This window comes from Nocardia asteroides, assembly GCA_019930625.1.
Taxonomy (GTDB): Bacteria; Actinomycetota; Actinomycetes; order Mycobacteriales; family Mycobacteriaceae; genus Nocardia; species Nocardia sputi.
In genome coordinates this window covers 3,136,820-3,163,249 of the sequence record CP082844.1, presented here as the reverse complement: position 1 = coordinate 3,163,249, position 26,430 = coordinate 3,136,820, and the positions used below count along the sequence as shown (strand labels likewise).

Sequence of the window (26,430 nt, the reverse complement as noted above, 5' to 3'; positions counted from 1 at the left end):
CGATTCCATGGCCGATCTGCGATTGCGCGTGGTGGCCGGGGTCGTCTCGGCGGGACTGGCGCTGGGCGTGGCCGAATTGTTCGCGGCTTTCTCCGGCCCTGACCGCGCTCCGCTCAACGCGCTCGGCTCGGCGGTGGTCGACCACACGCCCGACGGGTTGCGCGAGTGGGCCATCACCACGTTCGGCACGAACGACAAGGCCGTGCTGTACCTGGTCATGGGTGCTATCGCGGTGCTGGTCGCCGCAGTGGCAGGAGCGATCGAACGGACAACCCGCGCCGCCGGGTCGTGGTTGTTCGCCGTCTTCGGGGTGGTCGCGGTGTGGGCGGCCGTCGCGCGCGGCGGTCTGTCCGCCGCGCTGCCGACTGTCGTCGGCGTCGCCGTGGGCATCTATGCGCTGCGGGCGCTGACCCGTCGCATCGACGTGGCGATCGAAGAGTCATCTGCCGAGACCCGCTCGGACGGAGGCGAACTCGCCGTGGACGAAGCCGCGCCGGCAGGACCGGGCCGGGACCACGCCTCGTCGGTCATCGGCACATCGCAGCGTCGGTCGCCGGAACGAAGGCAGGTCCTGCAGGGTTTGCTGGTGACCGGCGGGTTGGCTGTGGTCACCGGGGTCGGCGGACGAATGCTCGGCGCGCGGCGCGGCGACGTTTCCGGTGAGCGCGCCGCCGTGCGCTTGCCGGAGCCGACCGCCCCCACCGAGCCTCTCGCGCCCGGCGTGGATCTTCGTCTCCCAGGACTGACGCCGTATCTCACCGCGAACGACGACTTCTACCGGATCGATACCGCGCTGATCGTTCCGCAGGTGTCCAAGGACGACTGGGAGCTGCGCATCCACGGCATGGTCGACCGCGAAATCCGGTTGAGCTGGGCGGATCTGGCGAGCCGCCCGATCGAGGAGCGCATGGTCACGCTGGCGTGCGTGTCGAATCCGATCGGCGGCGACCTGATCGGCAACGCGCGCTGGCTCGGCTACCGCGTGGATCAACTGCTCGCCGAGGCCCGGCCGCACCCCGACGCCGACATGGTGCTCTCGCGCAGCGCCGACGGGTGGACCGCGGGCACTCCGCTGGCGGCGCTCACCGACGGACGCGATGCTCTGCTCGCGATCGGCATGAACGGCGAACCCCTGCCGGTGCAGCACGGCTACCCGGCCCGGTTGGTCGTGCCCGGTCTCTACGGGTACGTCTCGGCCACCAAATGGGTGACCGAACTGGAAGTCACCCGCTTCGACCGCGCCACCGCGTACTGGACCCGTCGCGGCTGGTCGGCGCTCGGCCCGATCAAGACCGGCACCCGCATCGACACCCCCCGCGCCCGCGGTCGCCTCCAGCCCGGCCGCGTTCCGGTCGCCGGTGTCGCGTGGGCACAGCATCGCGGCATCCGCGCGGTCGAAGTTCAGATCGACAACGGCCCCTGGCAGCAGGCTCGTCTCTCCGCGGAACAATCCATCGACACCTGGCGCCAGTGGGTCTTCGACTGGGAGGCCACCTCCGGCCCGCACACCATCCGCGCCCGCGCCACCGACGCGACCGGCGAAACCCAGACCGCCGAACGCCGCGACGTGATTCCTGACGGCGCCACCGGCCACCCCTCGGTCACGGTCAGCGTGGGCTGACTCGGATCGCGGGATGGTCCGTAGTGACAGGCCGTGAACGCTCATGGACCCGATAGGATCGAGCGGGTCCGGTAGTCGTCGGCCGTTCGAGGAGGGGGCATTGTCCGAGATTCTGGATTGGGCGCGAGAAGAGAACCTACAGCCGGCGCCGATCACGTTGGAGATCTGGAAGAAGCTTCCCGAGAATTTCTGCCGTTTGGTAGAGGTGGTGAACGGGGAAGCCGTGCGGGCGGACGAGCCTACGCGGCCGCATCAGAAGTCCGCTCGCCGGATAGCCGACTTCGTCGAGACCGCTGCCGAAGCTCACATCAACCGATACCGTGATGGCTGCTTGGACGTCGATATGGATTTCGATGTGCTGCTGTGGGAGCTGCCGAGGGTGACGATTCGACGGCCGGACATCGCACTGCTCGAGTGTGCCCCGCCCGAACTTCGGCCGTTGCCCGCTTCGCTGGTCAAGCTGGTGATCGAAGTTGTTTCCCCAGGCACCGAGCGTGTGGACACGGCCGACAAGTTCGCGGAGTATGCGCTGGCCGGGATCCCGTGGTACTGGATCGCCTGGGTGTCGAACAATCGCGTCGATTCGATCGAGGTCTACGTGCTCGACCATGTGCTCGGTCAGTATCGACCGCATATGAAGCTGGAGCCGACCGATACACCGACTGTCATCGATGTACCGATCGAGATAACAATCGATTGGGGCAGACTCGGAGTGCTGGCACGCTGATGGCCGCCCGGCGACATCCTCCGGACGGGCATCACCGACGGCTCAACTGCTGAGATCGGCCTCGACCGGTTCCACCGAGCCCGGTGCACCGGCGCGAGCGGACGCGCCGTGGCGGATGAACAGAGCCGAGGCGGCGACGCCGAGGAGCAGGATTGCCGCGGGAAGCAGGGTCGACTGGCTCAGCGCGGTGCTGAAGGAATCCTCGACGACCTCCGGGATCGGGCCCTGGCCCGCGCCGCCCTCGGCGACCGGTCCGCCGCCCAGCCCGTTCGCCGTCATACGGGCCGCCACCAGCGCGCCGATCGCCGCGCTGCCGAGCACCGAGCCCACCTGACGAGTGGTGTTGTAGATGCCGGCGCCGGCGCCGGCCTGCTGGACCGGGAGGTTGTGGGTGGCGGTGGTCGCCAGCGGAGCCCAGATGCAGGCGTTGGCGAAGCCGGCCAGCCCTGCGGCCACCAAGAACCACGCCAGCGACGAATCCGGTCGCATCAACGCCGCGAACCAGAACACCGACAGCGCGAACAGACCGAAGCCGATGGTGGGCACGGTCCTCGGGTGCAGCCGGTCGGCGAACTTGCCGACCAGTGGGGCAGCGACGCCGGTCACAATCGCCATCGGCGCGAAGACCAGCGCGGACTCGGTCGGTGACATCTCTCGCACGGCCTGCAGGTAGAAGTAGGTCGGCACCATCAGGGAGGTCACCGCCGCGCCCATCGCGGCGATCGCGGCATTCGACAGCGCGAAGTTGCGGTCGCGGAACAGGCTCAGCGGCAACAGCGGCTCCCCCTTGTTCCTGGCCTGGTTGACCACGAATACCGCGAGCACGACCAGGCCCGCGCCGATCAGCAACCGGATACGCAACGACCAGTCGTAGCTGTTGCCCTCCTGGATACCGAACACCAGCAGGAACATCCCGATGCCGCTGAGCAGTACGCCGGGGATGTCGAACTTGTGCTCATGGGTCGGCAGCGTGGGCACCAGCCAGACCGCCAACGCGAAGGCGACGATGCCGACCGGAACGTTGACGATGAAGATCCACTCCCAGCCGAGACCGTCCACCAGCACACCGCCGAGGATCGGGCCGACCAGTGTCGCCAGCCCCGCGACGCCGCCCCACAGACCCATGGCGGCGCCGCGCCGGTCCGGCGGGAAAGTCCTGGTGATCACGGCCATGGTCTGGGGTGTCATCAGCGCGGCGCCGATGCCCTGTGCCGCGCGCGCGGCGATCAGCATGCCGACGCTGCCGGACAATCCGCACCACAGCGACGCGGCGGTGAACACCGCCAAGCCGATCAGATAGATGTTCTTGGGCCCGAATCGGTCACCCAGCCTCCCGGTGACCAGCAGCGGCACCGCGTAGGTGAGCAGGTAGGCGCTGGTCACCCAGATCACCTGCGAGATGTCGGCGTGCAGGCTCGTCATGATCGCGGGATTGGCGACGGCGACGATCGTCATGTCCAGCAGGATCATGAAGAAGCCGACGACGAGCGCCAGCAGCGCCGGCCACGGATTGCGTTGGGTGGACATGTAGTTCGTTCCTAACTCGGATTATTCGAAAAGCTCTGCACGGAGTTCGCCTCGGCGCCGCCCGGCACCGCCCGCGATGCGGTGGATCCGGCCACCGACCCGGTGTCGCCGTCGTCGGAGCGGGCGCCGGTCGCCGGGGCGAAGTCCTCCCATTCGAGTGCGCCGCTGTCCAACTCGCCGGTGAACTGGACGACCCAGGCGAGTTCGGCGGCGAGCATCGCCCGCAGATAGGGCAGCGCGATCCAGTAGCGGCGGGGAACGGCGTGCTCTTCGGCCCACGCGCTCAGCATGTCGGTGTCGGCCAGTTCGATTTCCAGTACGCCGATTCGTTCCCGCAGCAGCGCCATCGCCTCCGGCTTGGGCAGGTTGTGCAATTCACCCAGCGCCACCGGGAAGATCGGGTACTCCGGCACGGGTCGTCGCACGATCTCGGCGATCCGGTTACGCAGCGCGTCCTTGCCGCGCCCGGTGATCCGGTAGGTGGTGCGTTCGGGCCGGTTTCCGGCTCGTTCGACGCCCTCGGCGCGGACCAGTTCCTGATCGGCCAGCCGGGACACGGTGTGATACAGCGAACCGGGCCGTACCTTGACCAGCTTGTCCTCCCGCCGCGCGATCAGCGTCTGGAACATCTCGTACGGATGCATGGGCCGCTCCTCGAGCAGCGCGAGCACGGCGATACCCAACGGCGTCACCGTCGAATGCTCCTGCCCGTGCCCCATCACCTGATCACCTCTCGGTCTCGACAAGCGCCGAGCCTGCTCGCTGCCCGGACATCAGCGGGCGACGCCGACATGCTCCGTGCGAAATATTCCACGCGGAATATACGGTGCGGAACAACCGCCGGACAAGGCTGTGCGACCGGTGATAGTGCACACACAAACGACGAGAGGCCATCGAGGTGTGATCTCTCGATGGCCTCTCGATCCGCCCCGTCGCAAGGTCGACAACGTCGGCGACCCGTATCGGCGCCATTGCCGGTGCGGGAGCGGGGTGAGGATGTCACCGGGCCGTCTACGAACCCAGTGAGAACACTATGCCCAGCCTCAGGTCAGCGGCAGTGTCGCATGCGACATCTATCGCTCGATTTCCGACAGCACTCGCCTCGGCGGCCGGTGTAAATACCCGGCCCCCATCGAGGGCGAGTCGGCCGGGTGACGAACATCTACAACGCGTGGTCATCCAACCAGGCGCGCGCGACGTCCCCCGGCGCGGCGCCCTCGTCCCGGACACGACGGATCATGGCTGCCAGTTCGTCCGTCGTCAGCTCGCCCGCCACATAGTTCAGCTTCTTGATCTGTCGCTGGTCCAGCAGACCTTTGCGGAACAGCGGCAGGACGTTCTCGGCCCGCACGGCATAACCATCGTCGGACAGCACGGTCAGACCGTCCGCCGCGCCGGGCGCCAGTTCGAGTGGACCGCTCAGCAAACCGGCCTGGACCTCACCGTCCAGCAGCGCTTTTCGCAGCGCAGCCGGGTCGGGGAACGCTACGGTGGCAGCGAAGTCGCATCCGGTGACGCGATCCTTGCCCGCAGACGGCAGCAGGCCCGGCGGGGCTGCCACACCGACGGTCAGCGCACCACAGTGTGGCGCGAGATCGCCCACCGAACGCACCTTGTCGTGCGCCGCCGCCTGCGCGGTGAGCAGCACCCGCGGCCGCAGATCGGCGCCGTCGGCGAGGTCGGAGACCACCAGCCCCTCGGGCAGTGCGGCGCTCACCGCGCTCGCCACCTCCTTCGGCAGGCGAACCGACGCGTGTTCGTCGAAGTGGGCCAGCAACGCCCCGGCGTGCTCACCGACCACCTGGACCCGGTCGGCGTCGAGCGCGGCGAGGTAGTCCGCCCGGCCGCCGAGACGGGGAGCGACCGCGGTGCGCGCGCCGGTACGCGCCAGCGCGCCCGCATAGATCTCGGCGAGCACCGAGGACTCCACCGAATCGCCCGCGCCGACGGTGATCGACGGCGCGGGCGATTCGTCGTTCCCGCAGGACACCACCAGCGCGACGGAAGCGACGACCAGCAAGCGAGCCAGAACCCGCTGTGACGGGGCCGACACCATCCGGCGCCACCACCTCTCCGACGAATCGACACGGCCGACACAAAGACCCACAAGCGGGCAGTATGGACACCCAGAATGTACCGGCGGCCGTGCGGAGCCGAGATCGCGCACCGCCGTCATGTCGGAAGGACTGCCGTGAAATCCACCCGCACCGCCGCCGCCGCGCCCCGGCGCCCCGCTCTGCGCGTGACGCTGCGCGCCGCCCGAGTGTTCGCCGCCTCCTCGGCACTCGCCGTCGCGATGGTCCTCTCGGCCTGTGGCACTTCCGATCCGCTCGCCACCGGCGGCAGCTGTTCGGGGGACGGATTGATCGTCGGTTCGGCGAACTTCCCGGAGTCCGAGACCGTGGCCAACGTGTACGCGGAGGTGTTGCGCGCCAATGGATTCACCGTCGACACCAAGCTCGACATCGGCAGCCGCGAAGCCTACATACCGGCATTGCGGAAGTGCGCCATTTCGGTGATCCCCGAGTACACCGGCAACTTGCTGCAGTACCTGGACAAGAACGCCACCGCGACCAGCGCGGCCGACGTGGACAGCGCGCTCGGCAAGGCGCTCGGTTCCGATCTCGCCATCGGTACACCCGCGCCCGGGCAGGATTCGGACGCCGTGGTGGTCACCCGCGCCACCGCCCAGCGCTGGAACCTGCGCACGATCGCGGATCTGGCCCCGCACTCGGCAGAAGTGCAGTTCGGCGCGCCCGCCGAATTCCAGGAGCGGGCAGGGGGACTGCCCGGGCTGAAGAAGAACTACGACCTCGCCATCGCCGCGAACAATTTCGTGCCGATCGCCGACGGCGGCGGTCCCGCCACGGTGCGCGCGCTGGTCGAGGGCCAGGTGACCGCGGCCAACATCTTCACCACCTCCCCCGCCATCGCGCAGAACGACCTCGTGGTGCTGGAAGACCCGAAGCACAACTTCCCCGCGCAGAACGTCGTTCCGCTGTTCAACGCGAGCAAGAAGTCGGACAAGCTGCTCGCGGCGCTGAACGCGGTATCGGCCCAGCTCACCACCGCCGAGCTGATCGAGCTGAACGAGGCGGTCTCCGGCGCGCGCAAGACCGAGCCGAAGGCCGCCGCCGCGGCCTGGGTCGCCGCCAAAGGGCTGAACAAGCCGGTGGCCTAGGAGGAAATTCGTTGTCCGATATCGAGTTCTCCGGTATCAGCAAGATCTATCCGGACGGCACCCACGCCGTCACCGACCTCGATCTGCGCATCGAATCGGGATCGTTCACCGTGTTCGTCGGCCCCTCCGGCTGCGGGAAGACGACCTCGATGCGGATGATCAACCGCATGATCGTCCCGACCTCGGGAACGATCACCATCGCGGGACGAGACACTTCGACCGTCGACCCGGTCCGGCTGCGCCTCGGGATCGGCTACGTCATCCAGAGCGGCGGCCTGCTGCCACACCGGACGGTCGTGGACAATGTCGCGACCGTGCCTGTGCTGCGTGGGGACTCCCGCCGAGCGGCCCGCGCCGCGGCGCTCGAGGTACTCGACCGGGTAGGTCTGGACCGCTCGCTGGCCGGGCGATACCCGGCACAGCTGTCGGGCGGTCAGCAGCAGCGCGTCGGCGTGGCCCGCGCGCTTGCCGCGGACCCGCCGGTCCTGCTGATGGACGAACCGTTCAGTGCCGTCGACCCGGTGGTGCGGGCCGAATTGCAGGTCGAAATGCAAAGGCTGCAAGCCGAATTGCACAAGACCATCGTGTTCGTCACCCATGACATCGATGAGGCGATCACGCTCGGCGATCGCGTGGCGGTGTTCGGTCGCGGCGGTGTGCTGCAGCAATACGATCCGCCGCAACGCCTGCTGGCGCAGCCTGCCACCGATTTCGTCGCCGACTTCGTCGGCCGTGACCGCGGTTACCGCGGGTTGTCCTTCCGAACCGCGAACGATGTTCCGTTGCATGAGATCCGGGCGGCCCTCGCCGACGAAGTGCGCGGGCTGCGGCTGGACGCGGGCGAGTGGGTGCTGGTGGTGGACGCGCGGAACAAGCCGGTCGGGTGGATGGACGTCACCGGGGTCGAGGGGTTGCGCGCGGGTCGCGCGCTGGCCGACAGCATGTCGGCAGGCGGCTCACTGTTCACCCCGACCGGTGACCTGCGCCAGGCCCTGGACGCCGCGATCTCCTCCCCCTCGGGGATCGGCGTAGCCGTGGACGACGAGGGCGCGGTCCGTGGCGGCGTGCTGGCCACCGAGGTGCTCGCGCAGCTGGCCGGGCAACGCGCGCGCGAAGACGCCGAACGCAACCGGCACTTCTTCGAAGAACAAGTGACGTGAGCGAGTGCGATGCGATATCTCGTCGAGAATTTCCCGGAGATCATGGGATTCACCGCGACCCATCTCTATCTCGCGCTGGCGCCGCTGCTCCTGGCTCTGGTGATCGCGATCCCGGTCGGCGCGCTGGTACGGCGGGTGTCGTGGCTGCGGCGGGTCACGGTGACCGCCGCGAGCCTGGCCTACACCGTTCCGTCGCTGGCGCTGTTCGTGATCATTCCTCCGCTGGTGGGAATCTCGGCCATCGATCCGCTGAACGTGATCATCGCGCTCACCATCTATTCGACGGCGCTGCTGGTGATCGCGGTCCCGGCCGCCTTGGACGCGGTGCCCGCCGCGGTGCTCGACGCCGCCGACGCGGTCGGCTACGGGCCGCTGCGGCGCACCCTCACCGTGGACATGCCGCTGGCCGTGCCGGTCTTCGTGTCCAGCCTGCGCGTGGTGGTGGTGACCAATATCGCGATGGTGTCGGTCGGCGCGCTGATCGGCGTCGGCGGACTCGGCAAGTTGTTCACCCAGGGCTACCAGCGTGACTACCCGGACGAGATCATCGCGGGCATCATCGTGACGCTCGCACTCGCGCTGGTCGCCGACCGCGCGGTGTACACCGTGGGCCGCTGGTCGACGCCGTGGGTGCGCGCGGGTGCCGAGAGCGCGAAGGCGAAAGGCGCCGCATGAATCTTTTCCTCGACGCCTGGCACTACTTCACCGACGGCGCCAACTGGAGCGGTCCGTCCGGAATCGGGACCCGCATCGCCCAGCACCTGTGGTACAGCTTCCTGGTCATCGCCGTCTCGGCGGTGATCGCGGTCCCCCTCGGCCTGGTCATCGGGCACACCCGGCGCGGAGCGGCGGTGCTGGTCGGCTTCGCCAACGCCATGCGCGCGCTGCCGACCCTCGGTCTGCTGACGTTCCTGGTGCTGCTGCTGGGCCTCGGCCTGATCCCGCCACTGCTGGCCCTGGTCACGGTGGGCATTCCCCCACTGCTGGCGGGCGCGTACGCCGGAATCGCGAACGTGCCCGCCGATGTCGTGGACGCCTCACGCGCCATGGGCATGACCGAGCGACAGATCCTGTTCCGGGTGGAGGTGCCCAACGCGCTGCCCATCCTGCTCACCGGCCTGCGCGGTGCCACCCTCCAGGTGGTGGCCACCGCGACGATCGCCGCCTACGTCAACCTCGGCGGTCTGGGCCGGTACATCTTCGACGGCATCAGCCTCTACCGGTACGACCGGGTGCTGCTGGGTGCGCTGCTGGTTGCGCTGCTGGCGATGGTGCTGGACGGCCTGCTGGCGTTCGCCGTGTGGGCCTGCGCACCGGGAACCGGTCGGTTGCGGCTCATCGAACCGAAAAGGCGCCCGCTCGAGGCAGAGCGGGCGCCTTTCAGCTGATCGTTGTGCGGTGACCTTACGCGACGCCCTCGGCACGGGCGGCGGCCGCGACCGCCTCGGCGACGGCCGGGGCGACCCGCGGGTCCAGCGGGCTGGGGACGATCTTGTCCGGACCGAGTTCGTCGGCGACGACGCTCAGGATGGCGTCGGCGGCGGCGATCTTCATGCCTTCGGTGATCCGCCGGGCGCCCGCGTCCAGCGCGCCCTTGAAGACGCCGGGGAACGCCAGCACGTTGTTGATCTGGTTCGGGAAGTCGCTGCGGCCGGTGGCGACGATCGCGGCGTACTTGCGCGCCACCTCGGGGTGGATCTCCGGGTCCGGGTTGGACATCGCGAACACGATCGACTCCGGCGCCATCGAGGCGATGAGCTCCTCGGCGATGAGACCGGCGGACAGGCCGAGGAACACATCGGCGCCCGCCAGCGCCTCGGCCGCGCCACCGGCGAGACCGCGCGGGTTGGTGCGGGTGGCCAGCTCCGCCTTCACCTCGTTGAGGTCGCCGCGCTCGGAGTTGACGATGCCCTTCGAATCGAGCACGGTGACATCCCGGACGCCCGCGGCGAGCAGGATGTTCGTGCACGCGACACCGGCGGCGCCCGCGCCGGACACCACGACCTTCAGCCCCTCGATGCCGCGGCCCTGCACCTTGGCGGCGCCGTTGAGGGCCGCGAGCACCACGATGGCGGTGCCGTGCTGGTCGTCGTGCATCACCGGGCAGTCGAGCGCCTCGATGACGCGCTTCTCGATCTCGAAGCAGCGCGGCGCGGAGATGTCCTCCAGATTCACCGCGCCGAAACTCGGGCGCAGGCGGATCAGCGTCTCGACGATCTCATCGACGTCCTTGGTGTCCAACACGATCGGGATCGAATCCAGCCCGGCGAACTTCTTGAACAGCGCCGCCTTGCCCTCCATCACCGGCAGCGAGGCGCGCGGGCCGATGTCACCGAGGCCGAGCACGGCGGTGCCGTCACTGACCACGACCACGAGCCGATCGGTCCAGGTGTAGCGCTTGGCCAGCGCCTCGTCCTCCGCGATCGCGCGGCTGACCTGTGCGACCCCCGGGGTGTAGGCGATCGAGAGGTCGCGCTGGGTCTCCAAGGGCGCACTGAGTTCGACCGAGAGCTTGCCGCCGAGATGTCCCGCGAAGATTTCGTCGTTTGTGATTTCGGACAGGCTTGCGGTGGAATTCGGTGCGTCAGTCACAGGTGACACGATTTCACTCCTGCTCGGGTCGGGCTAAACCGGGGGACGGTTACCACCGGGTAATGGGTATAAGTCGTTTCACTACGCTCATCGAGTGCGCTGACCGGTGTGTTTCGAGGCGGCTGCGAGCGAGCGAACACGGCTTGCCGATATCTCGACGGCGGGGCGCGGCACTGATCCGCGGAGCAGAACCGGACGGGTGGGCCCGGATAGAACAAGCGGTGTGATCTCGTGGGTCGCGACGGTACGTCGGCGAGTCGGAGACCTCCGTGATTCCCTCACCCGGCGGTGGCGGAGGTAAGGAATCCGACACATTCTGCCAGCCCGGTGGGCGAGTTGCCAAACCGGTTACCCGCTGGGCCGTGTCGCGCTCCATCATCCAACGTTAGGGGGCCGGAATTACCTTCACGTAAGGGGAAACTCGCCGCTCACGGGCGCGACACGGTGAGCAGTCGCACGGCCTGTGACATCGAGGGTGTGAGACCTGGTCGCGGCTACGCTGCGTAGGCCCGTCCTCACGCGACGATATCGCGGGACTGCTCCAGCGTCGTCCACGGTACATCCGGGCGCACCCACACGTTGCGCACGCCGCCCGATACCAGTCGCACCCGCCAGCGGTCGGTCGCGCCGGGATGATCGGTCCTGCGGTGCATGCCGCGGCTCTCCGTGCGCATCAACGCGCTGTATTTCGTCCATCGCGCCACCGCGAGCAGGGCGGCGGCCTGCCGGGCATACAGCAGGTCGGCACCGCTGCCGCCGAGGTCGAATTCCGCGCCGGGCCACATCCCGTCGAGTTCGCCGATGCTGTCGCGCAGGCTGCCCGCGCTGCGCCAATAGCTGCGTCGCAGCGGCAGGGTGTGCTCCTGCACGAGACCGATCACCGCCCGCGGATCGATCCGGGCCACGGCGTCGAGCCCGGCTCCCGGCACCTCGCGGGCCGGGGCGCGCTGATCTGCGGCGCGGGCGAACTTCGCGGCGCTCGTACCGGCCCAGACGCCGGAGGCGATCGCCCACGCCGCGCCCAGCCCGCCGTAGGCGCTGACCGCGCCGGTGACCGACTCGCGGCTGGCGACGTCCCCCGCGGCGAACAGGCCCGCGACGGTCGTCGCGCACTCCGGTCCGTTGACGCGCAGTCCCCCGGTGCCGCGCACGGTGCCGTCCAGCACCGCACGCAGCGGCACCCGCTCGGCGCGGTCGGCGAGTCCGTGACGCGCCAGCCGGGAGCGAACGGCGGTCGGCACGTCGTCCAGTGCGGCGAATACCCGGCGACCTTCGGCGACGGCCGCGAGCGCCGCCGAGCGATGTCCCGGCAGCTCGGCGCCGGATTCGTCGTAGAGAGTGGCGAAGCGCAGCGCGAGACTCCGCAATGCGGTCGCCTCGGACTTCCCCGGCGCGATCAAGCTGTAGGCACAGGAGAACTCCATCCCCGACAGTTCGGCGCCCGCTTCCGCGGCGAACAACAGACCGTCGCCGGTGTCCACGTCGGTGCCGGCGCCGCCGGACAGGAACGCGCAGCCCCCGGTGGCGACCACGACCGCGCCGGCACGCACGGTCCAGCGCCGGAACCCGTCCTGACTGCTCAGCCCGGCGGCGCCCGCCACCACACCGTCGCGGTCGACGAGCAACCGCAAGGCGGGATGATGATCGAGCACACGCACCCCTGCTTCGCGCACCCTGCGGCGCATGCGACGCAGGTGAGCGGGGCCGTCCAGACAGATTCGCCGCGCCGCCGGGAGCTCGGGATCACCGGCGATCCGATAACCCCACCGCGCCCATTGCTCAACGCGCTGGTGGGTCTCCTCGAGCACGCGGTGCATCATGTCCGGGTCGCCCAGCCCGCCGCCGTGCGCGTGCCCGCGCCGCACCGCCTCCTCCCGGGCGGGGCCGGGCGGGATGTGCCACAACGAGATCGTGTTGTACGCGGTCGGTCCGCTCGACCCGCATCGCGCCTTGTCGACCAGCACGACGGTGGCACCCGTCGAAGCGGCCGAGACGGCCGCCTGGATACCGGCGGGACCACCGCCGATAACCAGTACGTCCGTCTCGACTTCAGTCACAAAGAAAAATGTTCGGCCACAATTCATCCGTCCGCAACCAAAGCGGGATTGTCAGCTCCACCATTGCGTCCACAGCAAAAGTCCAGCAGCCAGAAAAACAACCATGGATCCGATAAAAGCGGCCGAACCCCGATGCCGATCCGAATAGATCTGCGCCGCGAGGGCGACCACCGCGGCGGCCACATGCCAGGCGACCGATTCGCCGCCCGGGCCCGGGAACCCGCGCCGGTCCGCGACGACGGCGGCGCCGACCACCACCAGCGTGCCCACCACTGTGCCCCCGGCGACGATGCCGCTGAGTCCGCGCACCAGTCTCACGAGGCGATCACCGGCACGCCCGATGCCTTGCCGACCAGCTTCTCGAACTGCGCCTGCTCGGTGGTGAACTCACCGAGCCGGATGGTCTTGTTCGCGCCGTGGTAGTCCGACGAACCGGTGGTGAGCAGGCCGAGTTCGGCGGCGAGATCGGTGAGCAGCTCGCGGTCGGCCGCGGAGTGGTCCGGATGCGCGATCTCCAGGCCGCCGAGTCCGAGCGCGGCCAGCTCGCGAATGTCGTCGAGCGCCAGCAGCCTGCCCCGCTTGCGCGCCCTGGTGTGCGCCAGAACGCTGACCCCGCCCGCGCCGGCGATCATCCGCACCGCACGACGCAACGGTGTGTCGGCCTTCTCGGCGTAGTAGCGGCCGTGCGGAGCGAGCAATTCGTCGAACGCCGCGTCCACGCTCGGCACCACACCGGCGGCGACCAGCGCACGGGCCAGATGCGGGCGGCCCGCGGAGGGTCCGGCCGAGGCCAGCACGGCATCGGGATCGATCGGCAGTCCGTCGGCCGCCATGCGCTCGGCCATGGCGCGCAGCCGCTCCACTCGTTCGGCGCGCAGCCGCTCGCGTTCCTCGGCGAAGCCGCGGTGGGTCGGATCGAACAGGTAGGCCAGCAAATGCACGGGCACCGGCCAGCCGTCCTCGCCCAGGCCGACACAGGACATCTCCATGCCGCGGACCAGCGTCATCCCCTTCGGGAGCGCCTCGACCGCTTCCGCCCATCCGGCCGTGGTGTCGTGATCGGTGATCGCGACGACGTCCAGGCCCGCGGCGGCCGCGTTCCGCACGAGTTCGGCCGGAGTGTCGGTGCCGTCGGACGCGGTCGAATGGGTATGCAGGTCGATGCGCACGCCTTCAAGTCTTACAGTGCGGCGAGGTACTCCCGCACGCGCAGGCGATGATCCCGCATCCTGCTGCGACGTAGCATCGTCAGCGTGCCGTCCTTTTCGCTTCGCGGGTCCGGCCGGACGCCATCGCGGCCGGAGCAGCGGTTCATCCCGGTTCCGACGGCGCAGGCGATCGTCGACTGCGCGGTGTACGTGGACGGCGAGCGCCTGCCGGGGAGGTTCACCCACAAGGCGGCCCTCGCCAGGGCCCGGGAGGAGAACGGATTCGTCTGGATCGGGCTGCACGACCCGGACCGCACGCAGATGGCCGATATCGCCGACGCGTTCGGGTTGCACCAACTGGCCACCGAACACGCCTTGGAGCAGCACCAGCGGCCGAAACTGGAACGTTACGACGACTCGCTGCTGCTGGTGCTGCGCACGGTCAGCTATGTCGAGCACGAACGGGACAGCGTCAGCGAGATCGTGGAGACCGGCGAGATCATCGTGTTCACCGGGCCCGAGTTCGTGGTCGCAGTCCGGCACGGTGAGCATTCCGGGCTCGCCGAGGTGCGCAAGGCGTTGGAGGCCAGCCCGGCGCAACTAGGGCTCGGCCCCAGTGCGGTGCTGCACGCGATCGCCGACCGGGTGGTGGACTCCTACATCGAGGTGGCCCAGTCGGTCGGGGACGACATCGACGAGATGGAAGAGGAGATCTTCACCCCGCGCGGCAGTGTCACCGTGGAATCCATCTACCAGCTCAAGCGCGAGGTCGTGGAGTTGCGGCGCGCGGTGAATCCGCTCGCCGTGCCGCTGGAACAGCTCGGTCACAAACTCGATCTGCCGGTGCCCGAGGAGGTCCGGCGCTATCTACGGGACGTCGCCGAGCAGCATGCCGCCGTGGCGGAACGGATCAACGACTTCGACGAGGCGCTGAGCGCGCTGATCAGCGCCGCTCTGGCCCGGATCAGCGTGCAACAGAACACCGACATGCGCAGGATCTCGGCGTGGGTCGCGATCGCGGCGGTGCCGACGATGATCGCGGGCATCTACGGGATGAACTTCGACCACATGCCCGAATTGCATCAGGTGTGGGGTTATCCCGCGGTGTGGCTGATCATCCTCGCCATTTGCACGGGCCTGTTCTTCACCTTCCGCCGCAACAAGTGGCTGTAGCCGGGCGACGGATCACAGGCTGGCGGCGCCGCGTCTCGGGTCGCGCACGTCGATTCCCGCCTCCTGCCAGGCCTCCCGCAACGCCTGCGCGCCGCGGACCCGTACCCATGCCGCCTCCGTCGCGGTCACCGGCGTCACCGCGAAATACCGCACCGGCTCGGCCGGTTCGGGCAGCGCCACGGCCGGGATGTCGCTGTCGCCGAGCAGAACCGCGGTGAACGGCGCGTCGCGCCACATCGGCTCGCCCAGGTCCATCAACGCGTCCGCTTGCAGCACAACACCTTCCACGACCGGCGCGGCGGCGAGCACGCCGAGCGACTTGGCCAGGCCAGAACTGGCGCCGACGCCCGACCGCAGCGTCAGGATCAGTTCCGCGCGCGGGCCGCGCACCGGATCGGCGTGCACGGCGGTGGGATCGCCCATCGGATGCCTACTGCCGCCCAGCGTCACGTAATGCACCAGGTCGCCGTCGACGATGCGCAAGATCTCGATCGGCTCCAAGCCCAGGAAAGTGACCGCCGCGGCGTCGACACTCGCGGCGTCCACGCCGAAATGGCCCAGCACCTCGGTGCGGACCTTCTCCAGCACTTCCATTGCGTCAGATCGCCAGCCGCGCGAGCATATCCCGCGCCTGTTCGGCCGACTTCGGATCGCACAGCACGTCGTAGCGGCCGGCCACCAACTGCATGGTGGACGCGAAATCGCGCTGACCCTTGGTCGCCGCGTACGGGATCGAGGTCGAGATGACGCCGAAGATGATGCCGCCGACCAGGCCGACGAGCAGTGGGCCGAACGCGCCACTGGTGGTGAACAGGCTCAGCAGCAGACCCAGGAACAGGCCGAGCCAGGCGCCCGACACCACGCCGCCGCCGATCACCTTGCCCCAGGTCAGCCGATACAGCACCCGCTCGACCTGCATCAAGTCGACGCCGACGATGGTCACATCCTGCACCGGGAACTGGTTGTCGGCCAGATAGTCGACCGCCTTCTGCGCCTCGCCATAGGTCGGGTAGGAGCCGACCGGCCAGCCCGAAGGGGGCGTCGGGAGGCCCTGCCGCGCACGGCTCGAGTTCCCCAAGGGATTCGTCATGGTTCCATTCTGCTATTCCGACGCAACCCGCGGTGGTGTGAAACGCGTGGTGCGCGTCATTCCGGCGGCGCGACCCTTCTCCGCGATCACCTGGGCCATCTTGGCACTGGCCTCATCGATCATCTCGTCGCCGAGCATCACCGCGCCGCGCGCGCCACCCGCCGCGGAGGTGTGGAAGGCGTAGGCGTCCAGGATCTCCTCGGCCCGGTCGTAGTCCGATTGGCGCGGGCTGAAGATCTCGTTCGCCGCCTCGATCTGCCCGGGGTGCAGCACCCACTTGCCGTCGAACCCGAGCGCGGCCGTGCGCGCGGCGGCCCGCCGGAAGCCTTCCACGTCCCGGATCTGGAGGTACGGGCCGTCGATCGCCTGCAGGCCGTGGGCACGGGCGGCGAGCAGGATGGTCATCAGGATGTGGTGATAGGCGTCGCCGGTGTCGTAGCCCTCCGGTTGCTCGCCGACCACGAGGGTGCGCATGTTGATGCTGGCCATGAAGTCGGCCGGGCCGAAGACCAGGGTCTGCACCCGGGAGGCGGCGGTGGCGATCGCGTCGATGTTGCGCAGCCCCAGCGCGTTCTCGATCTGCGGCTCGATACCGATCCGGCCGACCTCCAGGCCGCAGGCCTTCTCCAGCTGGGTCAGCAGCAGGTCCAGCGCGCGCACCTGACCCGCGTCGGTCACCTTGGGCAGCAGGATCGCGTCCAGCGCCGCGCCCGCGCCCTCGACCACGGAAATGACGTCGGCGTAGGTCCATTCGGTGGTCCAGTCGTTCACCCGGACCACGCGCAGCTGCGCTCCCCACCCGGAGTCGTTGAGCGCCGCGACGATGTTCGCCCGCGCCTGCGCCTTCGCGACCGGCGCGACCGCGTCCTCCAGATCGAGAAACACCTCGTCGACGGGCAACGTCTTGGTCTTCTCGATCATCTTCGGGTTGCTGCCCGGACAGGCGAGCACCGAACGGCGCAGCTTCATGATCACTCCCGTCGATCGTGGCGGGGTGCGAACACCCGCCCGCGAACCTCTAGCCTGGCAGCATGGCAGCTACCAGGGTGTACGTCGCCAGGCTGGCCGGGTTGGCGGTGCTGGGACCGGACGGCGAGTCTATCGGCCGGATACGTGACGTCGTCGTGGCCGTCCGCTCCGATCGCCGGCAGCCCCGCGTGCACGGCCTGGTCGTCGAATTGCTCACCCGGCGGCGTATTTTCGTGCCGATCCTGCGGGTCACGGCGATCGAACCCGGGGTGGTCACGCTGAACACCGGGACGGTCAGCCTGCGACGTTTCACCCAGCGACCGGGCGAGATGCTCGCTCTGGCGCAGATCGTCGACTCGATGGTGCGGGTCGAGGACCCCGACCTGCCGGATCTGGCGGGCGTGGACGTCCATGTGACCGATCTGGGCATCGAACAGACCCGGTCCCGGGATTGGCTGGTCACCCGGGTCGCGGTGCGCGGGCACCGCAGGCTCGGCCGCAGGCGCACGGTGCACGTCGTGGACTGGACCGTCGTGTCCGGCCTGACGCCCAACGAGATCGACCGGCCGGGGCAGGACGTCACCCAGCTGCTGGAACAGTTCGAGGGCATGCGCGCGGCCGACGTGGCGCAACAACTGCGCGAGCTGCCGGAGAAGCGGCGGATCGAGGTGGCCGTCGCGCTGGACGACGAGCGCCTGGCCGACGTGGTGCAGGAACTCCCCGACGACGAGCAGGTCGAACTGCTCAGCCACTTGGAGGTGCGCAGGGCCGCCGACGTGTTGGAGGCGATGGACCCCGACGACGCCGCCGACCTGCTGGGCGAGTTGCCCGAGGGCGAGGCCGAATCGCTGCTCGCCTTGATGGACCCGCAGGAGTCCGAACCGGTGCGCAGGTTGCTCGAGCACTCTCCTTACAGTGCGGGCGGCCTGATGACCCCGAAGCCGGTGATCTTGACACCGTCCACCACGGTGGCCGAGGCGCTGGCGCGGGTGCGCAACCCGGACCTGACCCCCGCGCTGGCCTCCATGGTGTTCGTGGTCCGTCCGCCCACCGCGACGCCCACCGGGCGCTATCTGGGTTCGGTGCACATCCAGCAATTACTGCGCGAACCACCGGCCCACCTGGTGGGCGGCATCCTCGACACCGACCTGTCGCCGCTGCGCCCCGGACTTCCGCTGGCCGCGGTGACCCGGTACTTCGCGACCTACAACCTGGTCTGCGGACCGGTGGTGGACGAGGAGAACCACCTGCTCGGCGCGGTCAGCGTCGACGACGTCCTCGACCACCTGCTGCCCGAGGACTGGCGCGACCAGGCAGAGACCGACGAGAGGGGCTCGGCATGACCACGCGGGACCCCGCGCACGCCCCCGGACGGCACAGTGTGAGCGGCCGGGCCCACAGGAGCGCTCGCGCCCGGAAGGACGGAGCATGACCGAGAACGACCCGGGCGGGCGGCTCGGTCCCAGCAGGGCGCGCCAGCGTCTGGAGACGCCGGTGGAAGGCCGGTTCCGGTTCGAGTGGGACGCCGAGGCATTGGCCCGCAGCAGTGAGCGGGTGGCGCGATTCCTGGGCACCGGGCGGTACCTGGCGGTCCAGACGATCCTGGTGCTGGTCTGGATCCTGTTGAACGTCTTCGTGGTCGCGCTGCGCTGGGACCCGTACCCGTTCATCCTGCTGAACCTGGCCTTTTCCACCCAGGCCGCCTACGCGGCGCCACTGATCCTGCTCGCGCAGAACCGGCAGGACAACCGGGACCGGGTCGCCCTGGAGGAGGACCGGATGCGGGCCGCTCAAACCAAGGCGGACACCGAGTTTCTGGCCCGCGAACTGGCGGCATTACGCATCGCGGTCGGTGAAGTGGCCACCCGAGATTACCTGCGCCGGGAATTGGAAGAGCTGAAAGGGATTCTGGACCGGATCGAGTCCGCCGAATCCCCGGCTCACGAGATCGAAAGCTCCGGAAAGGGCGGCCGCAAAAAAAGCTCCGGCAGAAAGCCCGCTCCAGCACCTATTCCCCCTTCGGTAACCAGTGATCAACCGGAAATACCGAACAACGACCTGACTGGTGGGTAACCTGGACAACGTTGTCCAGAGCGGCCCGGACAGGGGATGTCCCGGACGGCCGCTCCCACGACGTCGAGGGATTGGGTGTGGCCGAATGCGTGTATCTGCTCCGATAACGGTGTCGGCTTTGGTTGTTGCTGGTGTGGTGGTGAGTGGTTCGGGGGTGCAGTCGCCGGTGGGGGTGTCGGCGCCGCGGGCGCCGGAGGTGTTGGCGGCGGCGTCGGGTGGGGGTGTGGCGGGTGGGTCGTCGGGGGTGGTGGGGTGGTTGCCGGTGTCGGTGGAGGGGCCGCGGCGGTTGCGGGCGGTGACGCCGGGGGTGGCGCCGTTCGCGGGTGTGGTGCCGTTGCAGGAGCTTTCGTTGCCGAGGGTGGGGGGTGCGTTGGGGATTCCGGAGGTGGTGTTGGCGGCGTATCGGAATGCGGAGTTGGCGTTGGCGTCTTCGGCGCCGGGGTGTGGGTTGTCGTGGAGTTTGCTGGCGGGGATCGGGCGGATCGAGTCGGGGCATGCGCGGGGTGGGCGTACGGATGCGGCGGGTACGACGGTGTCGCCGATTTTCGGTCCGGCGTTGGATGGGAGTTTGCCGGGGAACGAGGTGATCCGGGCTGGGGACGGTGGGTTTGTGCGGGCGGTGGGTCCGATGCAGTTCTTGCCGGGGACGTGGGGGTTGTATGGGGCGGATGGGAATGGGGACGGGGTGTCGGATCCGCATAATGTGTTCGATGCGGCGTTGGCGGCGGGGAAGTATTTGTGTTCGGGGGGTATGGATCTGCGGGATGGGTCGCAGGAGTTGCGGGCGGTGTTGCGGTACAACAACTCGATGGCGTACGCGGCGAATGTGTTGAGTTGGTCGGCGGCGTATCGGACGGGGGGTTCGCCGCAGCAGGTGCGGATTTCGCCGGATGTGGTGGCGCCGGGGACGTTGCCTTCGGTGGGGCCGGGGTCGGAGATGGCGGCGGTGACGACGACGGCGCCGCGGGTGGGTGAGTCGCCGCGGGCGGTGGTTCCGGTTCCGCGGCCGCCGGTGCCGATGCAGGTGATGATCACGATTCCGGGTTTGCCGCCGATTCCGTGTGGGATCTTCTGCCCGCCCGCGCCGCCGGTGAATCCGTGCGCGGCGCAACCGATACCCGCACCCATGCCGTTCCCGGACCTACCGGGCACCGCCCGCGTCCCGCTCGCACCGGGGCAACCCTACGGCGGCGTACCGGCCGCTCCCCGCGACCCCGGCGATCCGGCCGGGATGGGCAGGCCCGCCGATGCCGGGATCCCCGGCCAGCCGGGCGCCCCGGACCAGCAGGCCGCCGGATGCGCACAGCCCGAGACCACGCTGGCCACCGCCGAACCCACGCCCGCACCCGGAGGCCTGCCCGCTCCGGACGACGCACACCGCGGCGATCCCGAACCTGCCGTCACCACGCCGCCCGCTGCGGAACCCGAACCGGAACCGGCGCCCGAGGCCGCCCCTGTTCCCCCGCCGCCACCGGGGATCACTCTCCCCTTCGGAATCGTCATCCCCCTTCCCGTACCACCCGCTGCACCCCAGCAGTGATTCAAACCAGGCATCAGATCACGAAGTAGTAACAAACAGATCTCGGATGCGGTAATCTCCCCTTGGTTCATCACAAAGGGCTCACAGCGAGCCATGGGAGGGTCACCGCACCGTGGGGCGTCATCGCAAACAATCGCCTGCCACCGTCAGACGGAGTTCCGTCATCGCACTGACCGGCTTGGTTCCCGCCGGGCTCGTATCCGTCACGGCCGCCTCCGAGGTCGGCGACGCCGCACCCGTCGCGGCGGCGGTGCATACACCCGAAAGCGAACCGGATACTCTGAGCGCCGGCCCGCAGGCGGCCGCGGACTTGATGGCCGGGGCTGAATTCGCCGCTCACGCCATGGCGAAGGCCGCGCCTACCGCCACGCCCGTGGTGAAAACCGTTGCGCTGCCGGGCGGTCGGCAACCCGCCGCGATGGCGACCGGGCCGCTGGGCGTCCCCGGTGTGGCCGTCGCGGCCTATCAGAACGCGGAACGGGTCCTGGCGGCCGAGAATCCGGTGTGCGGCATGCCGTGGTCGCTGCTGGCCGGTATCGGCCGGGTCGAGTCCACCCACGCGTTCGGCGGCAAGGCCGACGCCGAGGGCAACCCGCTGAGCCCCGTCTACGGCCCGGTGCTGGATGGTTCGCTCTACGGCAACCACGTCATCCGCGACACCGACGACGGCGCGTTGGACGGCCTGGACGGATACGACCGCGCCATCGGCCCCATGCAGTTCCTGCCCGAAACCTGGAAGCGCTACGCGGCCGACGGCAGCGGCGACGGCATCGCCGACCCGCAGAACCTCTTCGACGCCGCCCTGACCGCCGGGAAGTACCTGTGCGACGGCGGCTTGAACATGCGTGACATGGCCCAGCAGACCAAGGCGATCCTGCGCTACAACCACTCCATGGCGTACGTCGCGAACGTCATGGCGTGGGAAACTTCCTACAACACGGGGGTCGCACCCCGGCCCCGTGACCTGCCCAAAATTTGACACGCCTAAAATTTCTGCCATGCCAGTGGTTACGGAATCGGATGTGCGGGGAGCCCTCGCGAAGGTCGACGACCCGGAGATCCGCAAGCCGATCACCGAGCTGGGCATGGTGAAGAGCGTTGTGATCGGCGCCGCCAGCGATGTCCACGTGGAGATCTACTTGACGACGGCGGGTTGCCCTCTGCGCACCGAGATCACGCAGCGGGTCAGCAAGGCCGTCGCGGATGTCCCGGGCGTGGGCGCGATCAGCGTCGACCTCGACGTGATGAACGACGAGCAGCGCACCGCACTGCGCAAGCAGTTGCGCGGTGACGCGGCCGATCCGGTCATCCCGTTCGCCCAGCCCGGCTCGCTGACCCGCGTCTACGCGGTCGCCTCCGGAAAGGGCGGCGTCGGCAAGTCCAGCGTCACGGTGAACCTGGCCGCCGCCATGGCCTCGCGCGGCCTCTCGGTCGGCGTGCTGGACGCGGACATCTACGGGCATTCCATCCCGCGCATGCTCGGCACCGACGCCCGCCCCACCCAGGTCGAGCGGATGATCATGCCGCCGATCGCGCACGACGTGAAGATGATCTCGATCGCGCAATTCACCCAGGGCAACACGCCGGTGGTGTGGCGCGGTCCGATGCTGCACCGGGCGCTGCAACAGTTCCTCGCCGACGTCTTCTGGGGCGACCTCGACATCCTGCTGCTCGATCTGCCCCCGGGCACCGGCGACGTCGCCATCTCCATCGCCCAGCTGATTCCGGGGGCGGAGATCCTGGTCGTCACCACCCCGCAGCCGGCCGCCGCGGAGGTGGCCGAGCGGGCCGGCGCGATCGCGTTGCAGACCAGGCAGCGCATCGCGGGCGTGGTGGAGAACATGTCCTGGCTCGACCTGCCCGACGGAACCCGGATGGACCTGTACGGCTCCGGTGGCGGGCAGGCCGTCGCCGATCGGCTCACCCGCGCCGTGGGCGCGACGGTGCCGCTGCTCGGTCAGATTCCCATCGAACAGGCACTGCGCGAGTCAGGCGACGAAGGCACCCCCATCGTGCTGCGTGATCCGGAGAACCCGGCCGCCAAGGCTCTGCTGGAGGTCGCCGACAAACTCGCTGTCCGTCGCCGCGGTCTCGCGGGGATGTCCCTGGGCATCGACACCACCCGACACGGTGGTTGATTCGCCGCGCCCGCGGTGCGGCGTGTTCGCGGGCCGCGAGCGGCGCTCGTAGGCCTCGCACCCGACGGGGGAATCTGTCGGTGGCTGTTCGGTCGGGCCACGCGCTGCAAATAAACTCATCTCATGCTCACCATGCTGTTGTACGTGCTGATCGTCGGCTTGGTCGCGGCGGTGCTGTTCCTGCTCGCCAGTGCGGTGTTCGGGCGGTCCGAGGAGCTGGGCCCGCTGCCGGAGGAGACGACGGCCACGGTGTTGCCGGTGGAAGGGATCACCGGGGCGGACGTGCGCGCGTTGCGCTTCCAGCAGGTGGTGCGCGGCTACAAGGCCGCGGAGGTGGATTGGGCGCTGGCCAGGCTGGCCGCGCGGATCGATGAGCTCCAGCATCAGCTGGCCGAGGCGCAGGCCGCGCGGTGGCAGACGCCGATCGCGCCGGAGACGAAATGACCGCCCTCGCCGACGACGGGCTGATTCGCTGCGCTTGGCCGCTGGAATCTCCGCTCTATCGGGACTACCACGACTACGAATGGGGCAAGCCGCTGCACGGTGACGACGCCTTGTTCGAGCGGCTCTGCTTGGAGGCGTTCCAATCCGGTCTGTCCTGGCTGACCATCCTGCGGAAACGCCCGGCCTTCCGCGCCGCGTTCGCCGATTTCTCGATCGAGCGCGTCGCGGAGTTCGGTGACGACGACGTCGCCAGGCTGATGGCCGACGCCGGCATAGTCCGCAACCGTCTCAAGATCGACGCGGCCATCGCCAACGCCCGGGTTGCCAGGGATCTCGAGGTGAGCCTGGACGAGCTGCTCTGGTCGTTCGCCCCGCCGCCGCGCCCGCGCCCGCGCTCCGGCGCCGATGTGCCCGCGACCACACCCGAATCCACAGCCCTGGCAAAAGAATTGAAACGGCGCGGATTCCGATTCGTCGGACCCACCACCGCGTATGCCTTGATGCAGGCGACCGGAATGGTCGATGACCACGTGGCCGATTGCTGGGTGGGCAGCGACCGGTCCGGCACAGGCCGACCGGTCACTTTTTGAACTCAGCTATCCGTCCACATCCGCGATAGGGAAGAATGGGACGGGTGTAGCTCGCCAAACGCCGGCGAGCTCACTGGTTGGTGACAACTGGAGTTCCAAGAAAGTGCGCAGCAGACCGCGCAGATCTGGAGGGAGCAGAGGATGGCGGCCATGAAGCCCCGCACCGGGGATGGTCCCCTCGAGGCAACCAAAGAAGGGCGTGGAATCGTTATGCGGGTTCCACTCGAGGGTGGCGGGCGTCTGGTCGTCGAGCTCACGCCGGACGAGGCAGCGGCGCTCGGTGACGAACTGAAGAGCGTCACGAGCTGAGTGGTCCCGGCTGAGCATAAGACTCTCGCCGTCGCGGCCGGCGTCCTGGCATGCCCCGAATGTATACGGGCGCACCAGGACGCCGCGTCGCTCGCGCTCGAGCCCACCGACAAGGCGCTGCGCTGCGGTCGCGGGCACAGCTTCGACATCGCCAGGCAGGGCTACGTCAGCCTGCTGACCGGTGCTTCGACCAAGATGACCGGGGACACCGCCGCCATGCTCGACGCGCGTGCCGCCTTCCAAAGCGAGGGACACTTCGCGCCGATCGCCGACGCGGTCACACGAGCCGTCACGACGCGCCGGAGCGGCGGCGCGGTGCTCGAAGTCGGCGCGGGCACCGGTTACTACCTGGCCAAGGCGCTCGACGCGTCTCCCCCTGCCCTCGGCATCGGGCTGGACGTGGCCAAGCCGGCCGTCCGGCGGTGCGCGCGCGCCCACCCGCGCGCCGCGGCGATACTGGCCGACGCCTGGCGTGGGTTGCCGATCCGCGACGGCGCGCTCACCGGCGTGCTCTCGGTTTTCGCACCGCGTAATCCCGGCGAGATCGCCAGGGTGCTCGCCGACGAGGGCCGCTTCGTCGTCGCCACACCCACCGAACGCCATCTCGGCGAGCTGATCGGACCGCTGGACATGGTCCGAGTGGACCCCGACAAGGACCGCAGGCTCGACGCCGCGATGGCGGGGCATTTCGAGCCGGTCGAACAGACGCTTATCGAGTATCCGATGACGCTCGCCAGGACCGACGTCGCGCACGTGGTGGGCATGGGGCCGTCCGCACACCACGCCGCCGCCGGGGAGGCGCGTCTGGCGCGGTTGCCGGAGTCCGTCGAGGTCACCGCGTCGGTCGTCGTCGGCACCTACCGCCGGGTGGCCTGACGGCCCGGCTCAGCCTTTCCTGACCGCGTCGTAGACCGCGACCGTGCGGGCCGCTATCCGGGACCAGTCGAATTCGGAGATGGCTCGTTCCCGGCCCGCCGCGCCCAATCGCGCGGCCAGTGCCCGGTCGCCGGCCACCTCGTTCACGGCGGCCGCCAGCGCCCGCTCGTAGTCCTCGGCGGCGCCCGCGTCGTAGTGCACCAGGCGTCCGTTGCGGCTGTCGACCACCTCGGGGATGCCGCCCACGTCGGAGGCGACGACCGCGGTCGCGCAGGCCATCGCCTCCAGGTTCACGATGCCCAGCGGCTCGTACACCGACGGGCACACGAACACCGACGCGGCGGCGAGGATCTGCCGGATCCGCTCGGTCGGCAGCATCTCCCGTATCCAGAACACGTTGCCGCGCCGCTGCCGCAGTTCCTGGACCGCCGCGGTGACCTCCTGCGCCAATTCGGGCGTGTCCGGCGCGCCTGCGCACAACACGAGCTGGATGTCGGGGTCGAAACCGCGGGCGGCGGCCAGCAGGTGACCGACCCCCTTCTGGCGCGTGATGCGACCGACGAAGGCGGCGATCGGAAGGTCGGTCCGCACGCCGAGCTCGGCGAGCACCGACGGCTCGCCGGCGGCTACCGGACCCGGATGCCAGATCGACCCGTCGATGCCGTTGTGAACCACGTGGACCCGGTCCGGATCGACCGCCGGATAGGCGTCGAGCACGTCGCGGCGCATGCCTTCGCTCACGGCGATGACCGCGTCGGCGTGCTCGACGGCGTTGCGTTCCGACCACGAGGAGAGCCGGTAGCCGCCGCCGAGCTGCTCGGCTTTCCACGGCCTGCGCGGCTCCAGCGAGTGCGCGGTCAGCACATGCGGGACGCCGGAGAGGGCCGCGGCCAGATGCCCGGCCAAACCGCTGTACCAGGTGTGCGAGTGCACCACGTCCACTTCGCCGACGGCGTCGGCCATCCGAAGCTGGGCGGACATCATCTGCAGCGCGGCGTTGGCGCCGTAGAGCGACGGGTCCGGTTGATGCACCACGGCGTCCGCGCGATCCACGCCCATGCAGTGCACGGTCACCTCGCACAGATGACGCAAATGCGCCGTCAGTTGCGTGACGTGCACCCCCGCCCCGCCGTACACTTCCGGCGGGTATTCGCGGGTCAGCATCGCGACGCTCAGCCGACTCCGCTCGCCGGAATCCACCGCCGAACGCCCGCC

At 69.2% G+C, this 26,430-nt stretch carries 27 protein-coding genes; 16 read left to right on the top strand and 11 right to left on the bottom strand.

What is annotated here, in order from left to right; all coding sequences use genetic code 11:
- Window positions 1-7: 7 nt before the first annotated feature.
- Both K8O92_14420 and K8O92_14415 read left to right on the top strand, forming a co-directional pair.
- Window positions 8-1,621, top strand: coding sequence for a molybdopterin-dependent oxidoreductase (locus tag K8O92_14420; protein UAK34911.1), 1,614 nt, complete (start codon window positions 8-10; stop codon window positions 1,619-1,621).
- Window positions 1,622-1,721: 100 nt separating this feature from the next.
- Window positions 1,722-2,348 (top strand): Uma2 family endonuclease, encoded by a 627-nt coding sequence (locus tag K8O92_14415; protein UAK34910.1) that lies wholly within the window; start codon window positions 1,722-1,724, stop codon window positions 2,346-2,348.
- A gap of 42 nt (window positions 2,349-2,390) precedes the next feature.
- Here the strand turns inward: K8O92_14415 and K8O92_14410 are convergent, their stop codons facing one another.
- The 3 genes from K8O92_14410 to K8O92_14400 form a co-directional block, all read right to left on the bottom strand.
- Window positions 2,391-3,875, bottom strand: coding sequence for a DHA2 family efflux MFS transporter permease subunit (locus K8O92_14410; protein UAK34909.1), 1,485 nt, complete (start codon window positions 3,873-3,875; stop codon window positions 2,391-2,393).
- 11 nt (window positions 3,876-3,886) lie between these two features.
- Window positions 3,887-4,594, bottom strand: a complete 708-nt coding sequence (locus K8O92_14405; protein ID UAK35701.1) for a PadR family transcriptional regulator — start codon at window positions 4,592-4,594, stop codon at window positions 3,887-3,889.
- A gap of 443 nt (window positions 4,595-5,037) precedes the next feature.
- Window positions 5,038-5,931 carry a transporter gene (locus K8O92_14400; protein UAK34908.1) on the bottom strand — a complete coding sequence of 298 codons (894 nt, stop codon included), beginning with the start codon at window positions 5,929-5,931 and terminating at the stop codon, window positions 5,038-5,040.
- Window positions 5,932-6,006: 75 nt separating this feature from the next.
- Here K8O92_14400 and K8O92_14395 point away from each other — a divergent pair, with 75 nt between their 5' ends.
- The 4 genes from K8O92_14395 to K8O92_14380 are packed head-to-tail and all read left to right on the top strand — an operon-like array spanning window position 6,007 to window position 9,604.
- The gene (locus K8O92_14395) at window positions 6,007-7,056 is read left to right on the top strand and encodes an ABC transporter substrate-binding protein (protein ID UAK34907.1); all 1,050 of its coding nucleotides are present in this window, start codon (window positions 6,007-6,009) and stop codon (window positions 7,054-7,056) included.
- A gap of 11 nt (window positions 7,057-7,067) precedes the next feature.
- Entirely contained in the window at window positions 7,068-8,216 is a 1,149-nt protein-coding gene (locus K8O92_14390; protein UAK34906.1) for an ABC transporter ATP-binding protein, read from the top strand.
- A 9-nt stretch (window positions 8,217-8,225) separates the two neighbouring features.
- The gene (locus K8O92_14385) at window positions 8,226-8,891 is read left to right on the top strand and encodes an ABC transporter permease subunit (protein UAK34905.1); all 666 of its coding nucleotides are present in this window, start codon (window positions 8,226-8,228) and stop codon (window positions 8,889-8,891) included.
- Complete coding sequence (locus K8O92_14380) at window positions 8,888-9,604, top strand: ABC transporter permease (GenBank protein ID UAK34904.1); 717 nt, start codon at window positions 8,888-8,890, stop codon at window positions 9,602-9,604. Before K8O92_14385 ends, K8O92_14380 begins: the two co-directional genes overlap by 4 nt.
- A 16-nt stretch (window positions 9,605-9,620) precedes the next feature.
- On the opposite strand, the gene K8O92_14375 is transcribed toward K8O92_14380, so the two are convergent.
- From K8O92_14375 to K8O92_14360, 4 genes are all read right to left on the bottom strand, one after another.
- A complete protein-coding gene (locus tag K8O92_14375; protein UAK34903.1) occupies window positions 9,621-10,808 on the bottom strand; it encodes an NADP-dependent malic enzyme in 1,188 nt (395 codons plus the stop codon).
- A 515-nt stretch (window positions 10,809-11,323) separates the two neighbouring features.
- Window positions 11,324-12,892 carry an FAD-binding protein gene (locus tag K8O92_14370; GenBank protein UAK34902.1) on the bottom strand — a complete coding sequence of 523 codons (1,569 nt, stop codon included), beginning with the start codon at window positions 12,890-12,892 and terminating at the stop codon, window positions 11,324-11,326.
- Window positions 12,893-12,916: 24 nt separating this feature from the next.
- On the bottom strand, window positions 12,917-13,183 hold the full coding sequence (locus K8O92_14365) for a hypothetical protein (GenBank protein UAK34901.1): 267 nt from the start codon (window positions 13,181-13,183) through the stop codon (window positions 12,917-12,919).
- Entirely contained in the window at window positions 13,180-14,034 is an 855-nt protein-coding gene (locus K8O92_14360) for a PHP domain-containing protein (GenBank protein UAK34900.1), read from the bottom strand. Before K8O92_14360 ends, K8O92_14365 begins: the two co-directional genes overlap by 4 nt.
- 75 nt (window positions 14,035-14,109) lie before the next feature.
- Here K8O92_14360 and K8O92_14355 point away from each other — a divergent pair, with 75 nt between their 5' ends.
- Window positions 14,110-15,186, top strand: coding sequence for a magnesium and cobalt transport protein CorA (locus K8O92_14355; GenBank protein UAK35700.1), 1,077 nt, complete (start codon window positions 14,110-14,112; stop codon window positions 15,184-15,186).
- Window positions 15,187-15,198: 12 nt separating this feature from the next.
- On the opposite strand, the gene K8O92_14350 is transcribed toward K8O92_14355, so the two are convergent.
- Genes K8O92_14350 through K8O92_14340 form a run of 3 tightly spaced genes read right to left on the bottom strand, consistent with a single transcriptional unit; the run spans window position 15,199 to window position 17,245 of the window.
- On the bottom strand, window positions 15,199-15,780 hold the full coding sequence (locus K8O92_14350; protein ID UAK34899.1) for a suppressor of fused domain protein: 582 nt from the start codon (window positions 15,778-15,780) through the stop codon (window positions 15,199-15,201).
- A gap of 4 nt (window positions 15,781-15,784) precedes the next feature.
- Window positions 15,785-16,276 carry a magnesium transporter gene (locus K8O92_14345; protein UAK34898.1) on the bottom strand — a complete coding sequence of 164 codons (492 nt, stop codon included), beginning with the start codon at window positions 16,274-16,276 and terminating at the stop codon, window positions 15,785-15,787.
- Window positions 16,277-16,288: 12 nt separating this feature from the next.
- A complete protein-coding gene (locus tag K8O92_14340; GenBank protein UAK34897.1) occupies window positions 16,289-17,245 on the bottom strand; it encodes a CoA ester lyase in 957 nt (318 codons plus the stop codon).
- 62 nt (window positions 17,246-17,307) lie between these two features.
- On the opposite strand from K8O92_14340, the gene K8O92_14335 reads away from it, so the two are divergent.
- The 9 genes from K8O92_14335 to K8O92_14295 all read left to right on the top strand — a co-directional run bounded on the left by K8O92_14335 (window position 17,308) and on the right by K8O92_14295 (window position 25,215).
- Window positions 17,308-18,588, top strand: coding sequence for a CBS domain-containing protein (locus K8O92_14335; GenBank protein ID UAK34896.1), 1,281 nt, complete (start codon window positions 17,308-17,310; stop codon window positions 18,586-18,588).
- An 85-nt stretch (window positions 18,589-18,673) separates the two neighbouring features.
- Window positions 18,674-19,318 (top strand): DUF1003 domain-containing protein, encoded by a 645-nt coding sequence (locus K8O92_14330; protein ID UAK34895.1) that lies wholly within the window; start codon window positions 18,674-18,676, stop codon window positions 19,316-19,318.
- Window positions 19,319-19,403: 85 nt separating this feature from the next.
- The gene (locus K8O92_14325; GenBank protein ID UAK34894.1) at window positions 19,404-20,858 is read left to right on the top strand and encodes a lytic transglycosylase; all 1,455 of its coding nucleotides are present in this window, start codon (window positions 19,404-19,406) and stop codon (window positions 20,856-20,858) included.
- A gap of 112 nt (window positions 20,859-20,970) precedes the next feature.
- Window positions 20,971-21,837: a lytic murein transglycosylase gene (locus K8O92_14320; GenBank protein UAK34893.1), complete on the top strand. Its 867-nt coding sequence runs from the start codon at window positions 20,971-20,973 to the stop codon at window positions 21,835-21,837.
- Between the two features lie 19 nt (window positions 21,838-21,856).
- Complete coding sequence (locus K8O92_14315; GenBank protein UAK34892.1) at window positions 21,857-22,996, top strand: Mrp/NBP35 family ATP-binding protein; 1,140 nt, start codon at window positions 21,857-21,859, stop codon at window positions 22,994-22,996.
- 123 nt (window positions 22,997-23,119) lie between these two features.
- Entirely contained in the window at window positions 23,120-23,440 is a 321-nt protein-coding gene (locus K8O92_14310; protein ID UAK34891.1) for a DivIVA domain-containing protein, read from the top strand.
- Window positions 23,437-24,030 (top strand): DNA-3-methyladenine glycosylase I, encoded by a 594-nt coding sequence (locus K8O92_14305; GenBank protein UAK34890.1) that lies wholly within the window; start codon window positions 23,437-23,439, stop codon window positions 24,028-24,030. The genes K8O92_14310 and K8O92_14305 overlap by 4 nt, the downstream gene beginning before the upstream one ends.
- A gap of 141 nt (window positions 24,031-24,171) precedes the next feature.
- Window positions 24,172-24,339, top strand: coding sequence for a DUF3117 domain-containing protein (locus K8O92_14300; GenBank protein ID UAK34889.1), 168 nt, complete (start codon window positions 24,172-24,174; stop codon window positions 24,337-24,339).
- A gap of 63 nt (window positions 24,340-24,402) precedes the next feature.
- Window positions 24,403-25,215 (top strand): methyltransferase type 11, encoded by an 813-nt coding sequence (locus tag K8O92_14295; protein UAK35699.1) that lies wholly within the window; start codon window positions 24,403-24,405, stop codon window positions 25,213-25,215.
- Window positions 25,216-25,224: 9 nt separating this feature from the next.
- Here K8O92_14295 and glgA read toward each other — a convergent pair whose 3' ends face one another.
- Entirely contained in the window at window positions 25,225-26,391 is a 1,167-nt protein-coding gene (gene glgA, locus K8O92_14290) for a glycogen synthase (GenBank protein UAK35698.1), read from the bottom strand.
- Window positions 26,392-26,430: the final 39 nt, after the last annotated feature.